The following is a 24,781-nucleotide window of genomic DNA, read 5'->3' on the forward strand; positions in this document are numbered from 1 at the left end:
CGATGCCGCTGGTGACATTCCTGCCGCACGAGAAGTTCTGCCCCGAAGGGCTGACCGTGGAAGTCGAGACCGGGACCAACATCCTGGAACTGGCCCACGACCATCACATCGAGATGGAAAGCGCCTGCGGCGGCGTCAAGGCCTGCACCACTTGCCACTGCATCGTGCGCAAGGGCTTCGACTCGCTCGAAGAAGCCGACGAACTGGAAGAGGACATGCTGGACAAGGCCTGGGGCCTGGAGGCTCAATCGCGTCTCGGCTGCCAGGTGGTTGTCGCTGACCAGGACCTGGTCATCGAGATCCCCAAGTATTCGCTCAACCACGCCGCCGAAGCGCCGCACTGAGGTTTACCCCATGAGCCTGAAATGGATTGATGTACTTGAGATCGCCATCCAGCTTGCAGAAAGCAAGCCGGAAGTCGATCCTCGTTATGTGAATTTCGTCGATCTGCACCGCTGGGTGCTGGCCTTGCCAGAGTTCAGCGACGATCCGTCACGCGGCGGTGAGAAAGTGCTCGAGGCCATCCAGGCGGCCTGGATCGAAGAAGCCGACTGAACGCGTCCTGCAGGTTAGGCAATCCCCTGGAACCCGCGTATAATTCGCGGGTTTAATTTTTCGCAACACTCATTTTTCTGGAGTTTTCCATGGCTGTTCAACGTACTTTCTCCATCATCAAGCCTGACGCCGTTGCCAAGAACGTCATCGGCGAGATCACCACTCGTTTCGAGAAAGCCGGCCTGCGCGTCGTCGCTTCGAAAATGAAGCAGCTGTCCAAGGCCGAAGCCGAGGGCTTCTACGCCGAACACAAAGAGCGCGGCTTCTTCGGTGATCTGGTTGCCTTCATGACTTCCGGCCCGGTCATCGTTCAGGTTCTGGAAGGCGAAAACGCCGTTCTGGCCAACCGCGAGCTGATGGGCGCCACCAACCCGAAAGAAGCTGCTGCCGGCACCATCCGTGCTGACTTCGCCGTTTCCATCGACGAAAACGCTGTTCACGGTTCCGACTCGGAAGCTTCGGCTGCCCGCGAAATCGCTTACTTCTTCTCCGCTACCGAGCTGTGCGACCGCATTCGCTAAGCGAAGCAGGTCTTGGGTGATTCCATGAGTGACATGACTGGCAAGATCAACCTGTTGGGCCTGACCCTGCAGGAAATGGAAAAATTCTTCGAGTCGATCGGAGAGAAGCGTTTTCGTGCCGGTCAGGTCATGAAATGGATTCACCACTATGGCGTCGACGATTTCGCCGCCATGACCAATGTCGGCAAGGCCTTGCGCGAAAAGCTCGAGGCCGTTGCCGAGATTCGGGGCCCGGAAGTGGTCAGTGAAGACATTTCCGCCGACGGTACCCGCAAGTGGGTGGTCCGCGTTGCCTCCGGCAGCTGCGTCGAGACCGTCTACATCCCCACCGACGATCGCGGCACCCTGTGCGTGTCGTCGCAAGCCGGCTGTGCCCTGGACTGCAGCTTCTGCTCCACCGGCAAGCAAGGCTTCAACAGCAACCTCACCGCCGCCGAAGTGATCGGCCAGGTGTGGCTTGCCAACAAATCCTTCGGGACCGTTCCGGCCAAGATCGACCGCGCCATTACCAACGTGGTCATGATGGGCATGGGCGAACCCCTGCTGAATTTCGACAATGTCATCGCCGCCATGAAGATCATGATGGAAGATCTGGGCTATGGCATTTCCAAGCGTCGCGTCACCCTGTCCACCTCGGGCGTGGTGCCGATGATCGACGAGCTGGCCAAGCACATCGACGTGTCGCTGGCCCTGTCGCTGCACGCGCCGAACGACGAACTGCGCAACAAGTTGGTACCGATCAACAAGAAGTACCCGCTGAAGATGCTGCTGGAATCGTGCATGGGCTACATGTCCACCCTGGGTGGCAAGCGCGTGCTGACCATCGAGTACACCCTGCTCAAGGATGTCAACGACCAGCCTGAGCATGCTGCGCAAATGATCGAGCTGCTGCGCGACGTACCCTGCAAGATCAACCTGATTCCGTTCAACCCGTTCCCGCACTCGGGCTACGAGCGGCCGAGCAACAACGCCATTCGCCGCTTCCAGGATCTGTTGCACCACGGTGGCTTCAACGTCACCACCCGCACCACCCGTGGTGATGACATCGACGCTGCCTGTGGTCAGCTGGTCGGCCAGGTCAACGACCGCACCCGCCGCAGCGAGCGCTACATCGCTGTGCGCCAGCTGTCCGCGGACGCCGAGCTGCAAGACAGCCCCGCCAGCCACTGACCGGGACCTTGCCCATGAGCCTGCGCGCCGCGCTGTCGATCCTTGCGCTTTCGCTGCTGGCCGGCTGCGTGTCGGGCGGCGCGGGCGACCCGCTGGCCAGCCGCCAGGGCAGGGCAGAGGCGGGGCGGGCCTATGTGCAGCTTGGGCTGGGTTATTTGCAACAGGGTTTGACCGAGCAGGCCAAGGCGCCGCTGGGCAAGGCCCTGGCCCTGGATGGTGGTGATGCCGATGCGCACGCCGCCCTGGCGCTGGTCTTTCAGGCCGAAGGCGAGCCCGCGCTGGCCGAAACGCACTTCCGCAAGGCGCTGAAGGCACGCACCGGCGACACGCGAATTCGCAACAATTACGGCAGTTTCCTTTATGCTCAGGGCCGATTTGCCGAGGCCGAGCAGATGTTTCGCCTTGCCAGCGCCGATACCCTGTATCCTGAGCGCTCACGCGTTTACGAGAACCTGGGCCTGACCGCCCTGAAACTCGAGCGCCGCGACCAGGCGCATGCGTATCTGCTGAAAGCTCTGCAACTCAACCAGCGGCAGCCGAAAGCGTTGCTGGAAATGGCTGAGTTGTCCTACGAAAACAGGCATTATGTGCCGGCCCGGGACTACTACGATCGTTTCAGCCAGTTGAGCGACCACGATGCCCGTAGCCTGCTGCTGGGCAGCCGCCTTGCCAGGGTATTCGACGAGCAAGGCACACTGGCCGAGCTGGGCCAGCAATTACAACGACTTTATCCCGGTACGCCGGAATATCAGCAATACCTGTCGGAGCAACGATGAAAGCCGCGCATCCCGAAGTAGCAGTAGCGCCTGGCCAGAACCCCGGTGAGCTTTTGCGTCAGGCCCGTGAGAACCGGGACTGGTCACAAGCCGAGGTGGCCCGCAAGCTCAACCTCACTGTCAGTTCGTTGAACCACGTGGAAACCGGCGCCTTCGACAAGCTGCCGGGGCATACCTTCGCCCGTGGTTATATCCGCGCCTATGCCAAGCTGATGGACCTGGACCAGGCTGCCCTGGTGGACGCCTTCGACCGTTACACCGGCACCCACGCCAAAGGCAGCGACGTGCACTCGCTGGGCCGTATCGAAGAGCCCGTGCGCCTGTCGCACAACATTCTGCGTGGCGTCAGCCTGCTGCTGCTGGTGGCAGTGGTCGGCGGCGGCTTCGTCTGGTGGCAGGACCAGGGCAGCCTGCGTGGCAAGGAGCTGGCCAAGATTGCTCTGGAGCACGTCGAAGTCGAAAGCGCCGACGGCACCACCCAGATTCACCCGCTCGATGAGCCTGAAGACCAGGCTGTTTCCGCAGGCCAGCAGCCTGAGAGTGCGCCGCTGCCGCTTGAGCAGGGCGCAGCCGAGCAGCCTGCCACCGCCGTACCGGCACCGGCAAGCCCGGCGCCTGCCGATACCGCTGCCGTAGTACCGACACCGGCCCAGCAGGCGCCTGTGCCAGCGATCGCCAGCGCACCTGCTGCCGCGCCTGCGCCGGTAGCACCGGTTGCCCCGGCCCCGGCGGCTGTTGCACCTGCTACGCCGGTAGCGGCCGTGGCCGCTGCCGCCCCTGCCGCAGTGCCGGCTGGCAGCGCCAAGGTTGCCATCCAGTTCGTCGCCGATTGCTGGACCCAGGTCACCGACGGCAACGGCAAGGTGCTGTTCAGCGCCATCAAGCGCAAGGGGGACAACCTCGAGCTGACCGGCAAGCCGCCGTTCTCGGTACGCCTGGGCTTTGCCCGTGGCGCCCAGGTCAGCTACAACGGCCAGGCCGTCGATGTTGCCCCGTTCACCAGTGGCGAGACCGCTCGCCTGAAGTTGGGACAGTAATCATGCACGGCGAATCTCCGATCAAACGTCGCGAATCCCGCAAAATCTGGGTCGGCAATGTACCGGTGGGTGGTGATGCCCCCATCGCGGTGCAGAGCATGACCAACACCGACACCAACGATGTGGCCGCCACCGTGGCGCAAATCCAGCGCCTGGTCGATGCCGGCGTGGACATCGTGCGCGTCTCGGTGCCGGACATGGACGCCGCCGAGGCGTTCGGCCGCATCAAGCAGCAGGTCAGCGTACCGCTGGTTGCCGACATCCACTTCGACTACAAAATCGCCCTGCGCGTGGCCGAACTGGGCGTCGACTGCTTGCGTATCAACCCGGGCAACATCGGCCGTGAAGACCGCGTGCGCGCGGTGGTCGATGCCGCCCGCGACCGGGGCATCCCGATCCGTATCGGCGTCAATGCCGGCTCCCTGGAAAAGGACCTGCAGAAGAAGTACGGCGAACCGACCCCGGCAGCGCTGGTCGAGTCGGCCCTGCGCCATGTCGAGCACCTCGACCGCCTGGACTTCCAGGACTTCAAGGTCAGCGTCAAGGCATCCGATGTGTTCATGGCCGTCGAAGCCTACCGCCTGCTGGCCAAGCAGATCGTGCAGCCGCTGCACCTGGGCATCACCGAAGCCGGTGGCCTGCGTTCGGGGACGGTGAAATCCGCTGTCGGCCTCGGTATGCTGCTGGCCGAAGGCATTGGCGATACCATCCGTATCTCGCTGGCGGCCGACCCGGTCGAAGAAGTGAAAGTCGGCTACGACATTCTCAAGTCGCTGCACCTGCGCTCGCGTGGCATCAACTTCATCGCCTGCCCGAGCTGCTCGCGGCAGAACTTCGATGTGGTCAAGACCATGAACGAGCTGGAAGGGCGCCTGGAAGACCTGCTGGTGCCGCTGGACGTGGCGGTGATCGGTTGCGTGGTCAACGGCCCGGGCGAAGCCAAGGAGGCCCATGTGGGGCTGACCGGCGGCACGCCGAACCTGATCTACATCGACGGCAAGCCGGCGCAGAAGCTGACCAACGACAACCTGGTCGATGAACTGGAAAAGCTCATTCGCCAGAAAGCGGCCGAAAAGGCCGAAGCCGACGCGGCGCTGATCGTCCGTGGCTGACACACAGAATTCGTAAGGACTTTTCGTGAGCAAATCGCTGCAAGCCATCCGTGGCATGAACGACATCCTGCCAGAACAGTCGCCACTGTGGCGCTACTTCGAAGGCACCGTGGCCGGTCTGCTGGATACCTACGGGTACAGCCAGATCCGCACGCCGATCGTCGAGTTCACCGAGCTGTTCAAGCGCTCCATCGGTGAAGTGACCGACATCGTCGAAAAAGAGATGTACACCTTCGAGGACCGCAACGGCGACTCGCTGACCCTGCGCCCCGAAGGTACCGCCGCTTGCGTGCGTGCCGTGCTCGAACATGGCATCACCGGCAACGGCCAGGTGCAGAAACTGTGGTACATCGGCCAGATGTTCCGCCACGAGCGCCCGCAGAAGGGCCGCTACCGCCAGTTCCACCAGATTGGCGTGGAAGTGTTCAACCTGGATGGCCCGGACATCGACGCCGAGCTGATCATGCTGACCTGGCGCCTGTGGGGCCTGCTGGGCATCCAGGACGCGGTCAAGCTGGAGCTCAACAGCCTGGGCACCAGCGAAGCCCGTGCACGCTACCGTGATGCGCTGGTCGAGTTCCTCTCGGCGCGCCTGGAGCAACTGGACGAAGACAGCCAGCGCCGCCTGAAGAGCAACCCGCTGCGCATCCTCGACAGCAAGGACCAGAACACCCAGGCGGTGCTGGTCGGCGCGCCGAAGCTGGAAGACTACCTGGACGAAGAGTCGCGCGTGCACTTCGAGGGCCTCAAGGCCCGCCTGGACGCTGCCGGCATCCCGTTCGTGATCAACACCAAGCTGGTGCGTGGCCTGGACTACTACAGCAAGACCGTGTTCGAGTGGGTCACCGACAAGCTCGGCGCCCAGGGCACTGTCTGCGCCGGCGGCCGTTATGACGGCCTGGTCGAACAGATGGGCGGCAAGCCGACCTCGGGCGTCGGTTTCGCCATGGGCATCGAGCGCCTGATCCTGCTGCTGGAAACCCTGGGCAAGGTGCCCGAGTCCATCAGCCGCCAGATCGACGTCTACCTGTGCGCCTTTGGCGAACAGGCGGAGCTGGCCGGCCTGCGCCTGTCCGAAAGCCTGCGTGACCGCTTGCCGGGCCTGCGCCTGGCAGTCAACGCCGGCGGTGGTAGCTTCAAGAGCCAGTTCAAGAAAGCCGACAAGAGTGGCGCGCTGTTCGCCCTGATCCTCGGCGACGACGAGCTGGCTAAGCAAGAGATCGGCTTCAAGCCCCTGCGTGGTCAGGGCGAACAACAGAACATTGCCTGGGATGCTCTGGCTGAGCACCTGGAAACCGCGATCGCGCAGGCGTAACGCGGTTCAACAAGCGAATAGGCGAAAAGGAGTATTGGGGTGTCGAGTACCGATGATGAACTGGCAGGGGTCAAGGACTGGTGGAACCGCAACGGCAAGCCGCTGCTGACCGGTGCCCTGTTGGCTGGCGTAGTGGTGTTGGGCTGGAATACCTGGCACAAGTACCAGAACAATCAGTCGCAAGGTGCCTCGCAGCTGTACCAGGCCTTGCTGGAGACCAGCCTGACGCCGACTGGCCAGCCTGACGCGACCAAGGTCGCGGAACTGGCCGGCAAGCTCAAGAGCGAGTTCGGTGGTACCGCCTACGCCCAGTACGGCAGCCTGTTCGTTGCCAAGGTCGCGGTCGAGAGCGGCAAGCTCGACGACGCTGCTGCCGAGTTGAAGAGCGTGCTGGATAAGCCGGCCGATGCCACTCTGGGCGAGATTTCGCGTCAGCGCCTGGCTCGTGTGCTGGCCGCCCAGAACAAGGCCGAGGATGCCCTCAAGCTGCTCGACGGCGACGCCGACAAAGCCTTCCTGGCCAGCCGCGAAGAGTTGAAAGGTGACCTGCTGGTGCAACTGGGTCGCGCCGACGACGCGCACAGCGCTTACGAGAAAGCCAAGGCTGCGTTGTCCGATGAGGCGGCGGTCGGTGGCCTGCAATTGAAGCTGGATGACTTGGCCAAAGGGGACGCGTAAGTGATCGGTTGGAAACATGCAGCAGTGCTGACCCTGGCCGTACTGGCCGCAGGTTGCAGCAGCAACAGCAAGAAGGAACTGCCTCCGGCCGAGCTGACCAAGTTCACCGAGGAAGTGGTGCTGAAAAAGCAGTGGAGCCGTTCGATCGGTGACGGCCAGGGCGAGACCTACAACACCCTCGTACCTGCCATCGAGAACGACCGTATCTACGCCTCCGACGTCAACGGCGAAGTCTTCGCCCTCGACCGCATCACCGGCGACGTGGTATGGAAGAAGGACCTCGAGCTGCCGGTTTCCGGCGCTGTCGGCGTGGGCTACGGCCTGGTCATGATCGGTACCCTCAAGGGTGAAGTCATCGCCCTGGACTCCAGCACCGGTGAGGAGCGCTGGCGCTCCCGCGTGACCAGCGAAGTGCTGGCCCCGCCTGCCAACAACGGTGATGTGGTGGTGGTGCAGACCCAAGACGATCGCCTGATCGGCCTGGATGCCGCCACTGGCGACCGCCGCTGGATCTACGAAAACACCCCGGCCGTGCTGACCCTGCGTGGCACCGGCGCGCCGATCGCCACCAACCGCCTGGCCGTCGCCGGCCTGTCCACCGGCAAGGTGGTGGCGGTGGACATCAACAACGGCGTACCGGTGTGGGAAAGCCGTGTGGCAATCCCGCAGGGCCGTTCCGAGCTGGACCGCGTGGTCGATATCGACGGCGGCCTGCTGCTGTCGGGTGGTACCCTGTACGTCAGCACCTACCAGGGCCGCGTCGCGGGCCTGGACCTGGAAAGCGGCCGCGTGCTGTGGCAGCGTGATGCCTCCAGCTACGTGGGTGTCGCCCAAGGCTACGGTAACGTCTATGTCAGCGAAGCTTCCGGTACTGTCGAAAGCGTCGACGAGCGCTCGTCCAGCGCCCTGTGGACCAACGACACCATGGCTCGCCGCCAGCTGACCGCGCCTGAAGTGTTCTCCAGCTACGTGGCGGTGGGCGACTTCGAGGGTTACCTGCACCTGCTGAGCCAGGTCGATGGCCGCTTCGTCGGCCGTGAGCGTATCGACAGTGATGGCCTGCGTGCCCGCCCACTTGTGGTCGGCGACACCATCTACGTCTTCGGCAACAGCGGCAAGCTCGAGGCACTGACCATCCGCTGAAGCTATGCTTGAAGCCTTGGCGGGCTTCAAGCCGCGGCGTAGGACACGCCGCCCGAACTCCGGCCGCTGCCTTGCAGCGGCCTTTGCATTTTCAAGAATTCAAGAGTGGAGAGCCGAATGGTTCCCGTAATCGCCCTGGTGGGCCGCCCAAACGTCGGCAAATCCACCATGTTCAACCGCCTGACCAAGACCCGCGATGCCATCGTTGGTGACCTGTCGGGCCTGACCCGTGACCGCCAGTACGGTGATGCCACCTGGCAGGGTCGTTCCTTCATCCTGATCGACACCGGCGGTATCACCGGTGACGAAGTGGGCATGGACGAGAAAATGGCCGAGCAGTCGCTCATGGCCATCGAAGAAGCTGACTATGTGCTGTTCCTGGTCGATGCCCGTGCCGGCATGACCGCTGCCGACCAGATGATCGCCGAGCACCTGCGCAAGCGGAACAAGGAAGCGATCCTGGTTGCCAACAAGATCGACAACATCGATGCCGATGTGGCACGCGCCGAGTTCTCGCCGCTGGGCATGGGCAACGCGATCCCGGTAGCCGGCTCCCAGGGCCGCGGCATCAATGCGCTGATGGAGGCCGTGCTCGGCCACCTGCCACGCGACCAGGTCGAGGAAGCGCTGGACGCCGAAGTCGCCGAAGGCGAGGAAGCGGTGCGCATCCCGGGCCCGAGCGAGAAGGATGGCATCAAGATCGCCATCATCGGCCGCCCCAACGTCGGCAAGTCGACGCTGGTCAACCGCATGCTCGGCGAAGAGCGCGTGGTGGTTTACGACCAGCCGGGCACTACCCGCGACAGTATCTACATCCCGTTCGAGCGCGATGACGAGAAGTACACCTTCATCGACACCGCCGGCGTGCGCAAGCGCGGCAAGATCCACGAGGAAGTCGAGAAGTTCTCGGTGGTGAAGACGCTGCAGGCGATCAAGGACGCCAACGTGGTGATTTTCGTCATGGACGCCCGCGAAGGCGTGGTGGATCACGACCTGAACCTGCTGGGCTTCGCCCTGGAAGCTGGCCGCGCCATCGTCATAGCCCTGAACAAGTGGGACGGCATGGAGCCGGGCGAGCGTGACTACGTGAAGACCGAGCTGGAGCGCCGGCTGTTCTTCGTCGATTTCGCCGACATCCACTTCATCTCCGCCCTGCACGGCACCGGCGTGGGCCACCTGTACAAGTCGGTGCAGGCCGCGTTCAAGTCGGCGGTAACCCGCTGGCCGACCAGCCGCCTGACGCAGATCCTCGAAGATGCCGTGAGCGAGCACCAGCCGCCGCTGGTCAACGGCCGCCGCATCAAGCTGCGCTATGCCCACCTTGGTGGTGCCAACCCGCCGCTGATCGTGATCCACGGCAACCAGACCGACAAGATTCCGAAGTCGTACTCGCGTTACCTGGAGAACACCTACCGGCGTGTGCTGAAGCTGGTCGGCACGCCGATCCGCATCGAGTACAAGGGCGGTGAGAACCCGTACGAGGGCAAGAAGAACACCCTCACCGACCGCCAGGTCAACAAGAAGCGCCGCCTGATGTCGCACCACAAGAAGGCCGAGAAGAAGCGCCGCGACAAGCGCTGATTCCGCGTCGACTTCTTCGCGGGTAAACCCGCTCCTACAGGACCCACAGTTTTCGAAATCTGTGCAGGACCTGTGGGAGCGGGTTTACCCGCGAAGAGGCCCTTTGATCCAGCGCAAATCCCCCTATTGTTTCAACCTTTTTCCTGACCGCTCGATCCGCTATGCTCGGACTCCACCCCGTGCCGGATACACCCCAGGAAAGAGGGCTCCATGATCCGCAGCAAACTGCCGAATGTCGGCACGACCATCTTCACCACCATGTCCCAGCTCGCCGTGCAGACGGGCGCGCTCAACCTGTCGCAAGGCTTCCCCGACTTCAATGGCCCGCAGGCGCTGCTCGATGCAGTCGGCCGGCATGTGGCCGCCGGGCATAACCAGTATTCGCCGATGACCGGCCTGCCGGCCCTGCGCCAGCAGGTGGCGGCCAAGGTCGCGCGGCTGTATGGCGCGCAGGTGGATGCCGACCAGGAAGTGACCATCACCCCTGGCGCCACCGAGGCGATCTTCTGCGCCATCCAGGCTGTGGTGCATGCCGGTGACGAGGTAATCGTCTTCGACCCTTGCTACGACAGCTACGAGCCGTCCGTGGAACTGGCCGGTGGCCGTTGCGTGCATGTACAACTGAGCGACGGCGATTTCCGCATCGACTGGCAGAAGTTCAGCGATGCCCTCAGCCCGCGCACGCGCATGGTCATTCTCAATTCGCCGCACAACCCCAGCGGTGCGCTGATTACCCGTGAAGACCTGGACCAACTGGCGCGGCTTATCGCTGACCGCGATATCTACCTTGTCAGCGACGAGGTCTACGAGCACTTGGTCTATGACGGTGTACTCCATGCCAGCGTGTTGGCCCACGAGCAACTGTACCAGCGCGCCTTCGTGGTCAGCTCCTTCGGCAAGACTTATCACGTCACCGGCTGGAAGACCGGCTACGTGATCGCCCCGCCGGCGCTGAGTGCCGAGCTGCGCAAGGTGCACCAGTACGTCAACTTCTGCGGTGTGACCCCGCTGCAGTGCGCCTTGGCCGATTTCATGGCCGAGCACCCCGAGCATATCGATGAACTGCCGGCCTTCTACCAGGCCAAGCGAGACCTGTTCTGCGGCTTGCTGGAGGGCTCGCGGTTCCGTTTCACCCGCACGGCGGGTACCTATTTCCAGCTGGTGGACTATTCGCAGATCCGCCCGGACCTGAACGATGTCGACATGTCGCTGTGGCTGACCGGTGAGCACGGCGTGGCGACCATCCCGGTGTCGGTGTTCTACCAGCAACCCATCCCCGAGCAACGCCTGGTTCGCCTGTGCTTTGCCAAACGAGAGGAGACGCTGCGTCAGGCAGCGGAAAAACTATGCGCGATCTGAGTACACTGCCGAATCTGAAAGTCGCCCTGGTGCAGACCACTCTGGCCTGGCACGACCGCGAGGCTAACTATGCGCACTTCGAAGTGCTGCTGGAGCAGGTGGGCGAAGTGGACCTGGTGATCCTGCCGGAAATGTTCACTACCGGTTTTTCCATGCAATCGGAAAGCCTGTGCGAGCCGGAAAACGGCCCGACCTACAAATGGCTGAAGGCCCAGGCGAAGAAGTACAACACGGTGATTACCGGCAGCGTGATCATCCAGGCCGCTGATGGCAGCCACCGCAACCGTCTGCTGTGGGCCCGACCGGATGGCGAGATCCTGCACTACGACAAGCGTCACCTGTTCCGCATGGCCGGTGAGCACAAGTATTACACCCCGGGTGAGCGCCAGGTGCAGTTCGAGCTCAAGGGCTGGCGGATTCGCCCGCTGATCTGCTACGACCTGCGCTTCCCGGTGTGGAGCCGCGATGCCCAGGACACCGACCTGTTGCTGTACACCGCCAACTGGCCGGCTGCGCGCCGCCAGCACTGGAACCGCCTGTTGCCGGCGCGGGGTATCGAGAACCTGTGCTATGTGGCGGCGGTGAACCGGGTGGGTACCGACGGCAAGGGCTTTGCCTATTCCGGCGACAGCCAGGTGCTGGATTTCCAGGGCGAGAGCCTGCTCAGTGCCGGCGAGGCCGACGGTGTTTTCACCGCTGTGTTGAGCGCGGCAGAGCTGGCGGCCTACCGGACCAAGTTCCCGGCCAACCTGGATGCCGACACCTTCGAGCTTCACTGACAGCTTGTACCGGCCTCTTCGCGGGTAAACCCGCTCCCACAGGTCCCCCACAGTGTTTGAATTCTGTGCAGTACCTGTAGGAGCGGGTTTACCCGCGAAGACGCCTGTGCTGGTTACATCAGTTTCCGATCAGTACACATCCCGCCGATACCGCCCATCCTCGATCAGCTGTTGCACAACCGCTTCCCCGAGGATGCCGTTGAGCGCTGCATCCACCCCGGCAGCCATGCCTTGCAGGCTGCCGCAGACATACACACAGGCACCATCCGCGACCCAGCGCTTGAGCGTTTCAGCCTGCTGCAGCAACACATCCTGCACATACACCTTGTCGGCCTGATCCCGCGAAAATGCCAGGTCCAGGCGTGCCAGGTCGCCGTTGTCCAGCCAGCCTTGCAGCTCGTTGCCGCACAGCAGGTCATGCGCCCGGTTACGCTCGCCGAACAGCAGCCAGTTGCGCTGCTCGCCAGCATTCACCCGCGCGCGGAGCACGCTGCGCAGGCCGGCCAGGCCGGTGCCATTGCCGATCAATACCAGCGGTGCAGCCGTTTCCGGCAGGTGGAAGCTGCTGTTGCGCCGCAAACGCAGGCTCAACATACCCCCAAGCGGCAGGTACTCGGTCAGCCAGCCGGAACCCAGGCCCAGATTGCCATCGGCATGGCGTTCCTGGCGCACGATCAGCTCCAGCACACCATCGCTGGCGATCGAGGCAATCGAGTATTCGCGGCTGCCGATCGGCACCAGTGCGTCGACCAGCGCCTGCGGCTGCAAACCGACCAAGTGATCGCGACGGGTCGGCAACTGGCGACCGGACAGGGCCTGGGCGAGGGTTTCGGCCAAGCCATTCACTTGCACCTTGGCGCAGCCGTCCAGCGCCATGCCATCGAGGAAGGCGTCGATCCTCGGCTGGCCGTTGAGCGGCAGGATCTCCACCAGGTCGCCGGCTTCCCAGCTGGCGGGCTGCTCCGGTCGCAGGCCCAGCAGGTACACCGGCTGGCCCTGGCTGCCCGGGTTGAGCAGTTCGCGGCGCACCAGCGACCAGTTGCCGAAACTCGGCGGCTGCCAGGCGGCCACTGGCTGGGCGCCGGTCAGTTGCGCCAGTTCCTGCTGCCACTGCTGCAGCGCGGCCTGGTCGGCGTTGTCCACTTCCACCGGGCTGAACGCACTGCTGGCACCGCGTTCACCCAGCCATGCCTGCAGGCGGCGGGCGAAGCCGCAGAAGTGCGGGTACTGGCGGTCACCGAGGGCGAGCAGGGCATAGCTGAGGTTGTCCAGCGCCCAAGGTTGGCCGAGCACCTTGCGCTCGAAGGCGCGGGCGCTGTCGGGGGCTTCGCCGTCGCCGAAGGTGCTGACCACGAACAGCGCACGGCGGGCCTGGCGCAGGTCGCTTTCACCCAGTTCTGCCAGGGCGCGTACCTGCACTGGCAGGCCGGCGGCCTGAAGCTGCCCGGCGCTCTGCCAGGCCAGTTGTTCGGCAAGCCCGCTCTGGCTGGCAAAGCCGATCAGCCAGCTGTCGCCGCTGGCAGTGTTGCCGGTGACGTTGCCACGGGCGGCGCGTACCTGGCGCTTCTTGCGACGGCGGTCGAGGTACAGCAGCCAGCCGGTGACGAAGAACAGCGGCATGGTCAGGCTGGCGATGGTGACGATGATGCGCCCCGGCAGGCCGAAGTATTCGCCCACGTGCAGGGCGTAGACGCTCTGCAGCAACTGGGCCTTGAAGGACTTATCGGTGTAGCGGTCATGTCTTTTCACCTGGCCGCTGGCCGGGTCCAGTACCAGGGTGTTGAAGGCACGTGGGTGGTCGGCGTTATCCAGCAGGTAGAACAGGTTGGCCGGCTGGCCGCCTACCGGTGGCAGGCGCAGGTTGTACATGGCCAGGCCCGGGCCGGCAGCGCCCTTGAGGTTGGCCCAGATCGCGTCGTAGTCGACCACCAGCGGCGGGGCGTTCTTGTCGATTTTCTGCGGCCCGTGGCGGCCCCGGCCTTCGCCGCGCTTTTGCTGCTGGCCGGCGGCAGGCGTGTCGGCCAGCAGCTTGTTCAGGCCGTCGCGGTACCACTCGTAGGACCAGAACAGCCCGGTCAGGGCGAACAGCAGGTAGAACAGCAGGCACCAGGTGCCAGCCACCGCGTGCAGGTCCCAGTTGAAGGCGCGGCCTTTCTTGGCCCAGTCGAAGGTCAGCCAGGTGCGCCAGTCCAGCGCCTTGCGCGGCCAGCGCAGGTACAGGCCGGAGAGGCAGAAGAACACCAGCATCAGGGTGCAGGCACCGGTGATCTGCCGGCCGCTGTCGCCCATGGCCAGGAAGCGGTGCAGGTTGAGCATGAGGTTGAAGAAGCCTTGCCCGGCCACTTCTCCCTTGAGTTCGCCGGTGTACGGGTCGGCGTAGCGCAACTGGCCACGGCGCTCGCCTGGCGGTGGGGTAAAGAAGACGCGTGCGGCGTTGCCTTCGCGTACATCGACCCACAGCATCGCCACCTTGTCGTGCTGCTGGGCCTCGACCCGCTGGACCAGTTCGGCCGGGGGCAGCACGCCCTCCGGGCGCACCTGGACCTTCAGGACATCGGCATTCAGCGCGCGCAGCAGTTCGTCCTGAAACGAGTACAAAGCCCCGGTGATACCCATCAAGGCCAGCACCAGGCCAGCGGTGATGCCAAAGAACCAGTGCAATTGGAACAGCGTCTTCTTCACCACATGATCACCTTGTGTTTCTGCCGCACACTGCGCGGCGTGCATTATGCCTTGATACGCAAAAGCCCCGCTCACGGGAATGAACGGGGCAGGGTGGGCGAGTCAGTCAGGCTTGTGTTGTCTGTACCGGCCTCTTCGCGGGTGAACCCGCTCCCACAGAGATATCACTGGACCTGAGGCCAGTGGAGTACCTGTGGGAGCGGGTTCACCCGCGAAAGGGCCGGCACAGGCGCAGCCCATTCAACAGATCAACCCGATCCCGGCATCAGAAGTGGACGCTGGTGGTCAACAGAGCCGTCCGCCCCGCCGCCTGGTTGGCGAAGTGGGTAGAGAAGGCCTTGTCGTAGTACACCTCGTTGGTCAGGTTCTGCACGTTCAGCTGCAGGTCGACGTTCTTGGTCAGCTTGTAGGCGGCCATGGCGTCGTAGCGTACATAGCTGTCGACCATGGTGGTGTTGGCCACGCTGCCATACACGTCATCCACGTAGAAGGCACCGCCACCCACGGTCAGCTTCGGTGTAATGGAGTAGGTGGTCCACAAGCTGGCGCTGTTGTTCGGCGTGTTCGGCAGCTGGTTGCCGTCGTTGGCCTTGTTCACGGCACCACCGTCTATCTGGCGAGCTTCCATGTAGGTGTAGCCGGCAAATACCTGCCATTTTTCGGTGATCTTGCCGCTGGCAGAGAGTTCGATGCCCTGTACGCGAGTTTCGCCGACGTTCTCGTAGGTAGTGGTGTCAACCTGGACGCGGGCGTTTTCCTTCTCGGTGCGGAACAGCGCTGCGGCCAGGGACAGGCGCTGGTCGAGCAGGTCCCACTTGGTGCCGATTTCGTAGTTGGTGGTTTCCTCCGGCTCCAGATCGCTGCTCAGCAAGTTGCCGGCGCGGTCGGTGGTGTTGCCCAGCGGGTTGCCTTCAGTACCTTCGCCCAGCATTGCTCCGGGTGGCGTTGCGGAGGTGGCGTAGGAAACGTAGATACTGCCATTCTCGGCCGGCTTCCATACAAGGCCCAGCTGGCCGGTAACGAACTCGCTTGTATCCTTGCCTTTGGAGACAACGCCCTTGCTGTTCACCACGGTGGCGCCTGTGGCGTCGTAGGTGCGGTACTGGGTGTCGAAGTGGTCGTAGCGCAGGCCCATGTTCAACAGCCACTCGGGCGTCAGTTCGAGTGTGTCAAAAACATAAATTGCGCGGGTGTTGCTCTTGGTATCGGTGCCCGCGTAGTTGCGTGCGATGCTGCCGTTCCACGGATCGTCCGGGTTCGGGTTGCTCAGTGAGGTGCAGTTGTAACCGCTGGTGGCGCCGATCATGCCTGGGGTGCAGTTGGTGTTGGCGGTGCCGCCCGGGACGGTGTCAGTATCGACGGTATAGCTCGAGCGCTTGCTCTCTTCTCGGCTCAGCTCGATACCGGTCGAGAAACTGTTCTTCATGCCACCCAGGTAGAACTCACCGAACAGGTCGGTCTGGTTGGTGGTGGTGGCAGTGTTGCCCACACGGGTATTGGCGCGGCGCCAGACGCTGCCGTTGTTGACGTTACCCTTGCTGTCGTCAGGCTGGGTCAGGATGTAGTCCTGCATGCTGTTGCCATGGCGCAGGGTGTTCTTGATGGTCAGCGAGTCGGTCAAGTCGTGCTCGATGGCAAAGGTGGCAATATCCACGCGGCTTTTGCGGAAGTCACGACCGGTCAGGCCATAGAAGTTGTCGCTGTCGCCGCCGTCGTACGGCTTGCTCGGGTGTGCCGAGGTGCGGGCAGTACTACCAGCGGTCGGGATGGTGTACGGAATGCCCGAATCCGGCAGGTCGTCGCTTTCCAGATGGTAGTAGTCGAGGTTCACGCGGGTCGGAGTACCCAGGCCGAAAGCCAGCGATGGGGCGATACCCCAACGGTCGTAGTTGACCTTGTCGCGGCCGGCGACGTTGCTTTCGTGGGTCATCAGGTTCAGGCGCCCGGCAACGGAGTCGCTGAACTGGTAGTTGCCATCGAAGGTATAGCGCTGGGTCTGGTCGCTGCCCCAGGTCCAGGCGCCGTCAAGCGAGTTGCCCAGGTGGGCGCGCTTGCTCACCAGGTTGATGCTGCCGCCGGCGGCGCCTCGGCCGCCGATGGCCGAGTTCGGGCCCTTGGCTACCTCTACCGATTCGATGGCGAAGATTTCGCGGGTTTGCGCACCAGTGTCGCGCACGCCGTCCAGGTAGGTGTCGCCCTGGGCGTCGAAGCCGCGGATGAACGGGCGGTCGCCTTGCGGGTTGCCGCCTTCGCCGGCACCAAAGGTGATGCCCGGCACAGTGCGCAGTGCATCCTGCAGGGTCAGGGCGTTGGTGTCCTTGATCACTTGCTGCGGGATCACGGTTATCGAGCGGGGGGTATCCACCAGCGGCGCGGTGTACTTCTGCGAGGATGCCTGGTCGACCTTGTAATCGGTGCTGGCCTGTTCAGCCTTGCCGTTGACGCTGGTGGCGTCGAGGGTGATAGCACTGCTGGCGACCGGGTCGGCGGCGTAGGCCGACGAAGCGCTGAGGGCTACGCCGATGGCAGACACGATCAGGCGTGGTGAACTCACTGCAGATGGTACGTACTGGCGCATTGCTAAGGACCTTCCCCAAGGTGGTAAGGCCGCGGATCTTAATGTAAGCAATTGTGACTCACAATTGAGAGTCGTTACCATTCGTGAATAATTTACAATCTTTACAATTTGCCTTTACGGTTTCATCAAGCTGAAACGTCTTAAGCGGCAATTGGGGCTTGTGAAGCGCAAAAGGGAATCAATATCATTGGCGCATTACATTTTCCGACGGTGCTGTCGCCATGCTGCTTCACATCCCTGGCCTGTTTCACGCCGATGAACTGGCCCGTATCCGCGAGGCGCTGGAGCAGGCCGACTGGGCCGACGGCAAGATCACGGCCGGCTACCAGTCGGCCAAGGCCAAGCACAACCTGCAACTGCCGGAAGGCCACCCGCTGGCCAAGGAAATTGGCAGCGCGCTGATCGACCGCCTGTGGCAGAACCCGCGCTTCATGTCTGCAGCCTTGCCGCACAAGGTGTTCCCGCCGCTGATCAACTGCTATCGCGAAGGCGGCAGTTTCGGCTTCCACATCGACAACGCCCTGCGCCAGCCCAAGGGCAACCCGGAGCGGGTGCGTACCGACCTGTCTTCCACGCTGTTCCTCAGCGATCCGGACAGCTACGACGGCGGCGAGCTGGTGATTCAGGACACCTATGGCGTGCAGCAGGTCAAGCTGCCCGCCGGTGACCTGGTGCTTTACCCCGGCACCAGCCTGCACAAGGTCAACCCGGTTACCCGTGGCCAGCGTTATGCCGCGTTCTTCTGGACCCAGAGCCTGGTGCGCGAGGACAGCCAGCGGGCGTTGCTCTTCGAGATGGACAATGCCATCCAGCAACTGACTGCCGATGTGCCGGACCATCCGTCACTGCTGCAGTTGACCGGCACCTACCACAATCTGCTGCGCCGCTGGGCCGAGGTCTGAGCCGTGTCCTATCAGTTGCGGCGTGAGGAAGTGGTGGATGTGGCCGGTTTGCGGGCCATGCTGGAAGAAAGCCCTGGCAAGGCCGCCCAGGCGATCCTGGCGGCGGCAGGGCAGGGCGCGGTCGAGGCACAGTTGCTGCTAGGGCAGATCCTGCTCGACGGGCGCGGCATTCAGGCGGATGCAGCCGTCGCCAGGCGCTGGTTCGGCATCTCCGCGCAGGGTGGCAGTGCCATGGCGCACAACATGCTGGGCCGTTGCCTGGAGCATGGCTGGGGCGGTGAGCCAAGCCAGACGCAGGCGGCCATTCACTATGCGCGTGCGGCCGATGCCGGGCTGGACTGGGGGCTGTACAACCTGGGCAACTTGCTGGCCACCGGGCGCGGCATACCGGCCAACCAGGCACAGGCGCTGATGTGCTACGAGAAGGCCGCGCACATGGGGCATGCCAAGTCGATGAACCTGTACGGGCGTTACCTGGAACAAGGCATCGCCACGGCGCCCAATCCGACACGGGCGGTGCGCTGGTATCGGCGCTCGGCCGAGGCGGGGGACTTTCGTGGCATGTTCAGCCTGGCGCTGGTGCTTGTCGAGCGGGGACAGGTGGCGGAAGCCGGGCCCTGGCTGGAGCGGGCGCGGGTCGAGGGGAACATGAATTTCCTGCGCAGTGCCTTGGTGACCCTGCAGGGGGCGGGGCCGGCGTTGATGGCCTTTGCCGGGAGCTATGCCCAGGAGCTTGAGCGGCGCGAAGCCTGATGTTGACTGGGCCGGCCCCTTCGCGGGCAAGCCCGCCCCCACAGGTACAGCGCCAGTTTTCAATGTAGCGCCGTCCCTGTAGGAGCGGGCTTGCCCGCGAAGAGGCCAGCACAGGAGTACACAAATGAAAACGGGGCCTTTCGGCCCCGTTTCGCATTACAGGTAGTAAGCCTTCAGCGGCGGGAAGCCGTTGAATTCCACTGCGCTGTAGCTGGTGGTGTAGGCGCCGGTCGACAGCCAGTACAGGCGGTCACCGATGGCCAGGTTCAGCGGCAGGCCGTACTTGTAGTGCTCGTACATGATGTCGGCGCTGTCGCAGGTCGGGCCGGCGATGACCACTTCTTCGGTCTCGCCTTTCTTCTCGGTCCAGATCGGGAACTTGATGGACTCGTCCATGGTTTCGATCAGGCCGGAGAACTTGCCCACGTCGGTGTAGATCCAGCGCTCGACGGCAGTGCGCGACTTGCGTGCAACCAGTACCACTTCGCTGACCAGGATACCGGCGTTGGCAATCAGCGAACGGCCCGGCTCGAGGATGATTTCCGGCAGGTCGTCACCGAAGTCTTCCTTCAGGAAGCGGATGATCTCTTCGGCGTAGGTTTCCAGGCTGTTGGTCCGGGTGATGTAGTTGGCCGGGAAGCCGCCACCCATGTTGATCAGCTTCAGCTCGATGCCGTCTTCTTCCTTCAGGCGCTCGAAGATCACCTTGACCTTGGCGATGGCGGCGTCCCACACGCTGATGTCGCGCTGTTGCGAGCCGACATGGAAGGAAATGCCGTAAGGCACCAGACCCAGGTCGCGGGCGAGAATCAGCAGGTCCATGGCCATGTCGGTCTGGCAGCCGAATTTACGCGACAGCGGCCAGTCGGCAGTGGTCGAGCCTTCGGTGAGAATACGCACGTACACCTTCGAACCCGGTGCGGCCTTGGCGATGTTGCGCAGGTCGGCTTCCGAGTCGGTGGCATACAGGCGCACGCCCTTCTCGTAGAAGTAGCGGATGTCCTTGGACTTCTTGATGGTGTTGCCGTAGCTGATACGGTCGGCGCTGACGCCGCGGCCCAGCACCTTGTCCAGCTCGTAGATCGAGGCGATGTCGAAGCTCGAACCTTTCTCTTTGAGCAGGTCGATGATTTCCACGGCTGGGTTGGCCTTGACCGCGTAGTACACCTTGGCGAATTCGAAACCAGCGCGCAGGTCGTCGTAGGCCTGGCTGATCATCTGGGTATCGATGAGTACGAACGGGGTTTCCTGCTTGTCGGCAAACGCCTTCATTTTCTGGAAGGTGTCACGCGCGAAATAGTCTTCGACCTGGATCGACATGCTCAGGGACTCCATGGGCAAACTGAAAATTTAAGTGGCTGCAAACTGAACGTCCTCCGTATCCCCACTTTGGTTCGCCTACTCAGTACTTGAGCCGGATGGATCGTTTCCAGCATGGACGTTCGGCGCGCACTTTAGGGCGTGAAGAATGCAGAATCAACAGGCAATCCGGGCGTGATCGACGCGGATCGACGACCTGCCATTTGAATAACCGACCCATGTGACCGGCTGATGTTCCCCGGAGTGTTTCAAGCGTAAAAAATAGTGGAATGGAACGCGTTGGCCCCTTCGCGGGTACGCCCGTTCCCACAGGCATCTCGCGGTTTCTGTGGGAGCGGGCGTGCCCGCGAAGGGGCCTCAGGTGTTCATATTTATGGCCACATTGCCCTGGCACTGCCGTGCATGAAAAAGACGATAAATTTTTTGTTACCGACTGGCGGAATTGCCGTCCTTGATGAGAAACATTACTATTCGCACCCTTGTCTGCCTCCCTGATGACCCCGACCGTGTCCGGACCCAAAGGCTTCCTCGACCACTACCATGAGCTGATCGGCACCTGGACGCGCAAGTTGCGCAGTCGACAGCAGGCCGAGGACCTCACCCACGATGCCTTTGTCCGGGTACTGGAAAACCCGCGCGAGCAGGTCGAGCAGCCACGCGCCTACCTGCACCAGACCGCACGCAATATTGCCGTGGATGGTTTCCGTCGCGAGGACCGCCGCCAGGCCCTGGAGCTGGAAGCCTTCGACGAAGGCGTGGCCGGCAGTGGCGACCCCGAGGCCTACGTGCATGCGCTGGAGCTGGCCGACAGTGTCGAGCGGGCGCTGGCCGAACTGCCGCTCAATTGCCGGCAGGTGTTCATCTGGCAGAAGCTCGAAGGCCTGACCCAGGCCGAGATTGCCGAGCGCATGGGGTTGAGCAAGAACATGGTCGAAAAGTATATGATCCGCACGCTCCGGCATCTGCGCGAGCACCTGGATGTGTCGGCATGATGAGTCAGGAGACCTTTTCGATGAAACAGCACGGTACCGATACCGTCCGCGAGCAGGCGGCCGCGTGGTTCGCCCGGGTGCAGGATGCACCTCGCGATGCCGGGCTGCAGGCGCAGCTGCACGCCTGGCTGGAAGGCGATGCACGGCACCGTGATGAGTACCAGCAGCTCTCCCGCCTGTGGCAGGCCGCCGACTTCATCCCGCGCCAGCGCCTGGAAGCGCTGTGCCAGCCGGCCCCGGTACGCCAGTTGCCACGTCGGCGCTTCGTGCGCCAGGCCTTGGCCGCCAGCGTGGCGGCACTGGCGCTGGGCCTGGGCTGGGGCGGCTGGCACTACCAGCAACTGAATCACCAGGGCAGCTTGCAGACCGCCTTCAACGAACGCCGCCAGGTCGAACTGCCGGATGGATCGCACCTTGAGCTCAACGGCAGCACGCAAGTGCAGGTCGCTTTCAGCACCGGCCAGCGGCATGTCCGGCTGATGGCGGGTGAGGTGATGTTCACCGTGGCCCACGACAGTGGCAGGCCGTTCGTGGTCGACACCGCCCAGGGTAGCGTGACTGTCACCGGTACCCGTTTCGACGTCCGCCTGGAGCCGGCCAGCACCCGCGTGGCGGTGGAGCAGGGCTCGGTGCGTGTGCAGGGCAAAGGCGCCTCGCTGGCGCAGCTCACGGCGGGCCAGGGCTCGCATATAGATGCACAAGGCCAGGTGGCCGCGCCCTATGCGGTGAATACCGGCGCCCTGACTGCCTGGCGCCAAGGCAGGCTGGTGTTCGACAACGCCACCCTGGCCGAGGTGGTGGCCGAAGCCTCGCGCTACCGTAGCCAGCCGCTGTGGGTTGCCCCCGGCAAAGTCGCCCAGCTGCGGCTGTCCAGCACCTTCAGCACCGACGACACCGATGCGCTGCTGCGTGCCTTGCCGAGCATCCTGCCAGTGGCCATCAAGGCCCATGAAGATGGCTCGCGCGAAATAATCGCGAAATAGATTCAGGTTTTTTTCCGCTCGTTCGTCTTCCCCGTCAGCTGCAACTGCCAAGCATTTCCATTTGCATGCGGTTGGCGTTTATTCCGTATTCCAGGAAGTTTCGACGACGTGAACAACAACAATCCCTTCCCAGGCTTCCGCGCCCTGGCACTGGCCCTGGCGGTCAGCGCCGTGGCCGTCAACAGCCAGGCCGCAGACGCCACTATTCAGATTCAGGCCCAATCCTTGGCATCGGCGCTGAACCAACTGGGCCAGCAGACCAACCTGCAGCTGTTCTTCAACCCCGAACTGGTGGCCGGCAAGCAGGCCCCGGCGGTGTCCGGCCAGCTGGCGCCCGAGCAGGCGCTGCAGCAGTTGTTGCAAGGCAGCGGCCTGACCTACGAGATGTCCTAGGGCACCGTGGTGGTCAAGCCCGCCCAGGTCGATGGCACCCTCACCACCGGTAGCCTGGAGCTCGCGCCCACCGACGTCAAGGTGGTGGGTGACTGGCTGGGCGATGCCCAGCAGAGCGTGGTGCAGAACCACCCCGGCGCGCGCACCGTGGTGCGCCGCGAGGCGATGGTGGAAAAGGGCGCAATGAACGTGCGTGACGTGCTGCGCGGCATCCCCGGCGTTCAGGTGCAGGACTCCAACGGTACCGGCGGCAGCGACCTGTCGCTGAACGTGGGCGTTCGCGGCCTGACTTCGCGCCTGTCGCCACGCTCCACGGTGCTGATCGACGGCATTCCGGCGGCCTTCGCCCCCTATGGCCAGCCGCAACTGTCGATGGCGCCGATTTCCTCGGGCAACCTCGACAGCATCGACGTGGTGCGTGGCGCCGGTTCCGTGCGTTATGGCCCGCAGAACGTCGGTGGGGTGATCAACTTCGTTACCCGGGCAATCCCCGAGAAGCCCTCGGCCGAGCTGTCCACCACCCTGGAAACCTCCCAGCATGGCGGCTGGAAGCACACCGAGTCGGCCTTCGTCGGCGGTACGGCGGACAACGGCATGGGCGTGGCGCTGCTGTACACCGGGGTGAATGGCAACGGCTACCGTGAAAGCAACAATGGCAACGACATCGACGATGTCATCCTCAAGACCCACTGGGCACCGACCGACGTTGACGAGTTCTGGCTCAACTTCCACTACTACGACGGCCGTGCCGACATGCCTGGTGGCCTGACCCAGGCGCAGTACGACAGCAACCCGTACCAGTCGCTGCGCGACTACGACTACTTCGCCGGCCGGCGTAAGGACGTGTCGTTCAAGTGGCAGCGGCAGCTCGACGACGCCACCCAGTTCGAAGTGCTGACCTACTACACCGACAGCTTCCGCGGCAGCTCCATTGCCTCGCGCGACATGAAGACCCTGTCGTCGTACCCGCGCAACTACCACACCTTTGCCATCGAACCACGGCTGTCGCGGATCTTCTTCGCCGGCCCGACCACCCAGGAAGTCAGCGTGGGCTACCGCTACCTGAAGGAAGCGATGCGTGAGCAGTCGACCCGCCTGGCGCTGATCGACAACGTGCCGACGCCGACCCCGACCTCCGACGGCCATGTGTTCCAGGACCGCAGCGGTGGTACCGAGGCCAGTGCCTACTACATCGACGACAAGATCGACGTGGGTAACTGGACCATCACCCCAGGTATCCGCTTCGAGCATATCAACACCGACTGGCGCGATCGCCCGGTGCTCGGTGCCAACGGCCAGCCGGTGCCGGAGAAGAAACGCAGCATCACCAGCAACGAGCCGCTGCCGGCGCTGAGCGTGATGTACCACATCTCCGATGCGTGGAAGGTGTTCGCCAACTACGAGACCTCGTTCGGTAGCCTGCAGTACTTCCAGCTGGGCCAGGGTGGTACTGGCAACAGCACGGCCAATGGCCTGGAGCCGGAAAAGGCCAAGACCTACGAAATCGGTACCCGCTATGACAATGGCGGCTTTGCCGGTGAGCTGACGGCGTTCTACATCGACTTCGATGACGAACTGCAGTACATCAGCAACGATGTGGGCTGGACCAACCTCGGTGCGACCAAGCACCAGGGTATCGAGGCCTCGGTGCGCTATGACCTGGACGGGCTGGACCCGCGCCTGGAAGGCCTGTCGGTGAGCGGTGGCTATACCTATACCCGCGCTACTTATGAAGGGGACATTCCTGGCTTCGAGGGCCGTGACCTGCCGTTCTATTCACGCCAGGTGGCCACTGCCGGCGTGCGTTACGCGGTCAATCACTGGACCTGGAACCTGGATGCCTACGCCCAATCCAAGCAGCGCGCGCCGGGTACCGGGATCAATGCCGATGGCAGCTTCAACGGCGACTACATCACCGAGCCGAGTGCGGACGGGCAGTTTGGCGATATTCCGGGTTATGTGACCTGGCATGCCCGTGGCGGGTATGAGTTCGGACCCCAAATGTCCAACCTGAAGCTGGCGGCGGGGGTGAAGAACTTGTTCGACAAGCAGTACTTCACTCGCTCCAGCGACAACAATGCCGGCATCTATGTGGGTGAGCCGCGGACCTTCTATGTGCAGGCCAGTGTAGGGTTCTGACATCGCGTCGCCT

The 24,781-nt window shown here is 63.3% G+C and carries 20 protein-coding genes and 1 pseudogene; 18 read left to right on the plus strand and 3 right to left on the minus strand.

Translation table 11 applies throughout. The features are described from left to right. Nucleotides 1–2 precede the first annotated feature (2 nt). From fdx to NY023_RS04750, 13 genes are all read left to right on the plus strand, one after another. Entirely contained in the window at nucleotides 3–344 is a 342-nt protein-coding gene (gene fdx, locus NY023_RS04690) for an ISC system 2Fe-2S type ferredoxin (RefSeq protein WP_013971020.1), read from the plus strand. A 10-nt stretch (nucleotides 345–354) separates the two neighbouring features. After that, nucleotides 355–555: a Fe-S cluster assembly protein IscX gene (iscX, locus tag NY023_RS04695; protein WP_003257859.1), complete on the plus strand. Its 201-nt coding sequence runs from the start codon at nucleotides 355–357 to the stop codon at nucleotides 553–555. Nucleotides 556–644: 89 nt separating this feature from the next. Next, nucleotides 645–1,076 (plus strand): nucleoside-diphosphate kinase, encoded by a 432-nt coding sequence (gene ndk, locus NY023_RS04700; protein WP_013971021.1) that lies wholly within the window; start codon nucleotides 645–647, stop codon nucleotides 1,074–1,076. Between the two features lie 24 nt (nucleotides 1,077–1,100). Continuing rightward, entirely contained in the window at nucleotides 1,101–2,246 is a 1,146-nt protein-coding gene (gene rlmN, locus NY023_RS04705) for a 23S rRNA (adenine(2503)-C(2))-methyltransferase RlmN (protein ID WP_013971022.1), read from the plus strand. 14 nt (nucleotides 2,247–2,260) lie between these two features. Then, a complete protein-coding gene (gene pilW / locus NY023_RS04710; RefSeq protein ID WP_013971023.1) occupies nucleotides 2,261–3,022 on the plus strand; it encodes a type IV pilus biogenesis/stability protein PilW in 762 nt (253 codons plus the stop codon). Then, nucleotides 3,019–4,059 carry a helix-turn-helix domain-containing protein gene (locus NY023_RS04715; protein WP_013971024.1) on the plus strand — a complete coding sequence of 347 codons (1,041 nt, stop codon included), beginning with the start codon at nucleotides 3,019–3,021 and terminating at the stop codon, nucleotides 4,057–4,059. Before pilW ends, NY023_RS04715 begins: the two co-directional genes overlap by 4 nt. A 2-nt stretch (nucleotides 4,060–4,061) precedes the next feature. Next, nucleotides 4,062–5,171, plus strand: coding sequence for a flavodoxin-dependent (E)-4-hydroxy-3-methylbut-2-enyl-diphosphate synthase (ispG, locus tag NY023_RS04720; protein WP_003257869.1), 1,110 nt, complete (start codon nucleotides 4,062–4,064; stop codon nucleotides 5,169–5,171). Between the two features lie 25 nt (nucleotides 5,172–5,196). Further along, nucleotides 5,197–6,486: a histidine--tRNA ligase gene (gene hisS, locus NY023_RS04725; RefSeq protein ID WP_013971026.1), complete on the plus strand. Its 1,290-nt coding sequence runs from the start codon at nucleotides 5,197–5,199 to the stop codon at nucleotides 6,484–6,486. Nucleotides 6,487–6,525: 39 nt separating this feature from the next. Beyond that, complete coding sequence (locus NY023_RS04730) at nucleotides 6,526–7,164, plus strand: tetratricopeptide repeat protein (RefSeq protein ID WP_013971027.1); 639 nt, start codon at nucleotides 6,526–6,528, stop codon at nucleotides 7,162–7,164. Beyond that, the gene (bamB, locus tag NY023_RS04735) at nucleotides 7,165–8,307 is read left to right on the plus strand and encodes an outer membrane protein assembly factor BamB (RefSeq protein WP_013971028.1); all 1,143 of its coding nucleotides are present in this window, start codon (nucleotides 7,165–7,167) and stop codon (nucleotides 8,305–8,307) included. It abuts the gene before it with no gap. Between the two features lie 117 nt (nucleotides 8,308–8,424). Beyond that, nucleotides 8,425–9,888: a ribosome biogenesis GTPase Der gene (gene der, locus NY023_RS04740; protein ID WP_013971029.1), complete on the plus strand. Its 1,464-nt coding sequence runs from the start codon at nucleotides 8,425–8,427 to the stop codon at nucleotides 9,886–9,888. A 210-nt stretch (nucleotides 9,889–10,098) separates the two neighbouring features. Continuing rightward, the gene (locus NY023_RS04745) at nucleotides 10,099–11,247 is read left to right on the plus strand and encodes a pyridoxal phosphate-dependent aminotransferase (protein ID WP_013971030.1); all 1,149 of its coding nucleotides are present in this window, start codon (nucleotides 10,099–10,101) and stop codon (nucleotides 11,245–11,247) included. After that, nucleotides 11,235–12,026 (plus strand): amidohydrolase, encoded by a 792-nt coding sequence (locus NY023_RS04750; protein ID WP_013971031.1) that lies wholly within the window; start codon nucleotides 11,235–11,237, stop codon nucleotides 12,024–12,026. Before NY023_RS04745 ends, NY023_RS04750 begins: the two co-directional genes overlap by 13 nt. Before the next feature lie 129 nt (nucleotides 12,027–12,155). Here NY023_RS04750 and NY023_RS04755 read toward each other — a convergent pair whose 3' ends face one another. Both NY023_RS04755 and NY023_RS04760 read right to left on the minus strand, forming a co-directional pair. Then, nucleotides 12,156–14,711, minus strand: a complete 2,556-nt coding sequence (locus NY023_RS04755) for a PepSY domain-containing protein (RefSeq protein WP_013971032.1) — start codon at nucleotides 14,709–14,711, stop codon at nucleotides 12,156–12,158. A gap of 262 nt (nucleotides 14,712–14,973) precedes the next feature. Then, a complete protein-coding gene (locus tag NY023_RS04760) occupies nucleotides 14,974–17,286 on the minus strand; it encodes a TonB-dependent receptor (protein ID WP_013971033.1) in 2,313 nt (770 codons plus the stop codon). A gap of 221 nt (nucleotides 17,287–17,507) precedes the next feature. On the opposite strand from NY023_RS04760, the gene NY023_RS04765 reads away from it, so the two are divergent. Together NY023_RS04765 and NY023_RS04770 are read left to right on the plus strand one after the other, a co-directional pair. After that, on the plus strand, nucleotides 17,508–18,188 hold the full coding sequence (locus NY023_RS04765) for a Fe2+-dependent dioxygenase (RefSeq protein WP_013971034.1): 681 nt from the start codon (nucleotides 17,508–17,510) through the stop codon (nucleotides 18,186–18,188). A 3-nt stretch (nucleotides 18,189–18,191) separates the two neighbouring features. Further along, entirely contained in the window at nucleotides 18,192–18,941 is a 750-nt protein-coding gene (locus tag NY023_RS04770) for a tetratricopeptide repeat protein (RefSeq protein ID WP_013971035.1), read from the plus strand. A 156-nt stretch (nucleotides 18,942–19,097) separates the two neighbouring features. On the opposite strand, the gene NY023_RS04775 is transcribed toward NY023_RS04770, so the two are convergent. Continuing rightward, on the minus strand, nucleotides 19,098–20,261 hold the full coding sequence (locus NY023_RS04775; protein ID WP_015269027.1) for a type III PLP-dependent enzyme: 1,164 nt from the start codon (nucleotides 20,259–20,261) through the stop codon (nucleotides 19,098–19,100). Between the two features lie 494 nt (nucleotides 20,262–20,755). On the opposite strand from NY023_RS04775, the gene NY023_RS04780 reads away from it, so the two are divergent. From NY023_RS04780 to NY023_RS04790, 3 genes and pseudogenes are all read left to right on the plus strand, one after another. Continuing rightward, nucleotides 20,756–21,253 (plus strand): sigma-70 family RNA polymerase sigma factor, encoded by a 498-nt coding sequence (locus NY023_RS04780; protein ID WP_013971037.1) that lies wholly within the window; start codon nucleotides 20,756–20,758, stop codon nucleotides 21,251–21,253. A 20-nt stretch (nucleotides 21,254–21,273) separates the two neighbouring features. Then, nucleotides 21,274–22,236: a FecR family protein gene (locus NY023_RS04785; RefSeq protein WP_041506253.1), complete on the plus strand. Its 963-nt coding sequence runs from the start codon at nucleotides 21,274–21,276 to the stop codon at nucleotides 22,234–22,236. A gap of 108 nt (nucleotides 22,237–22,344) precedes the next feature. Further along, nucleotides 22,345–24,768: pseudogene (locus NY023_RS04790) on the plus strand (TonB-dependent siderophore receptor). Nucleotides 24,769–24,781: the final 13 nt, after the last annotated feature.

It is taken from the genome of Pseudomonas sp. NBB (assembly GCF_032701105.1).
GTDB lineage: Bacteria > Pseudomonadota > Gammaproteobacteria > Pseudomonadales > Pseudomonadaceae > Aquipseudomonas > Aquipseudomonas asiatica.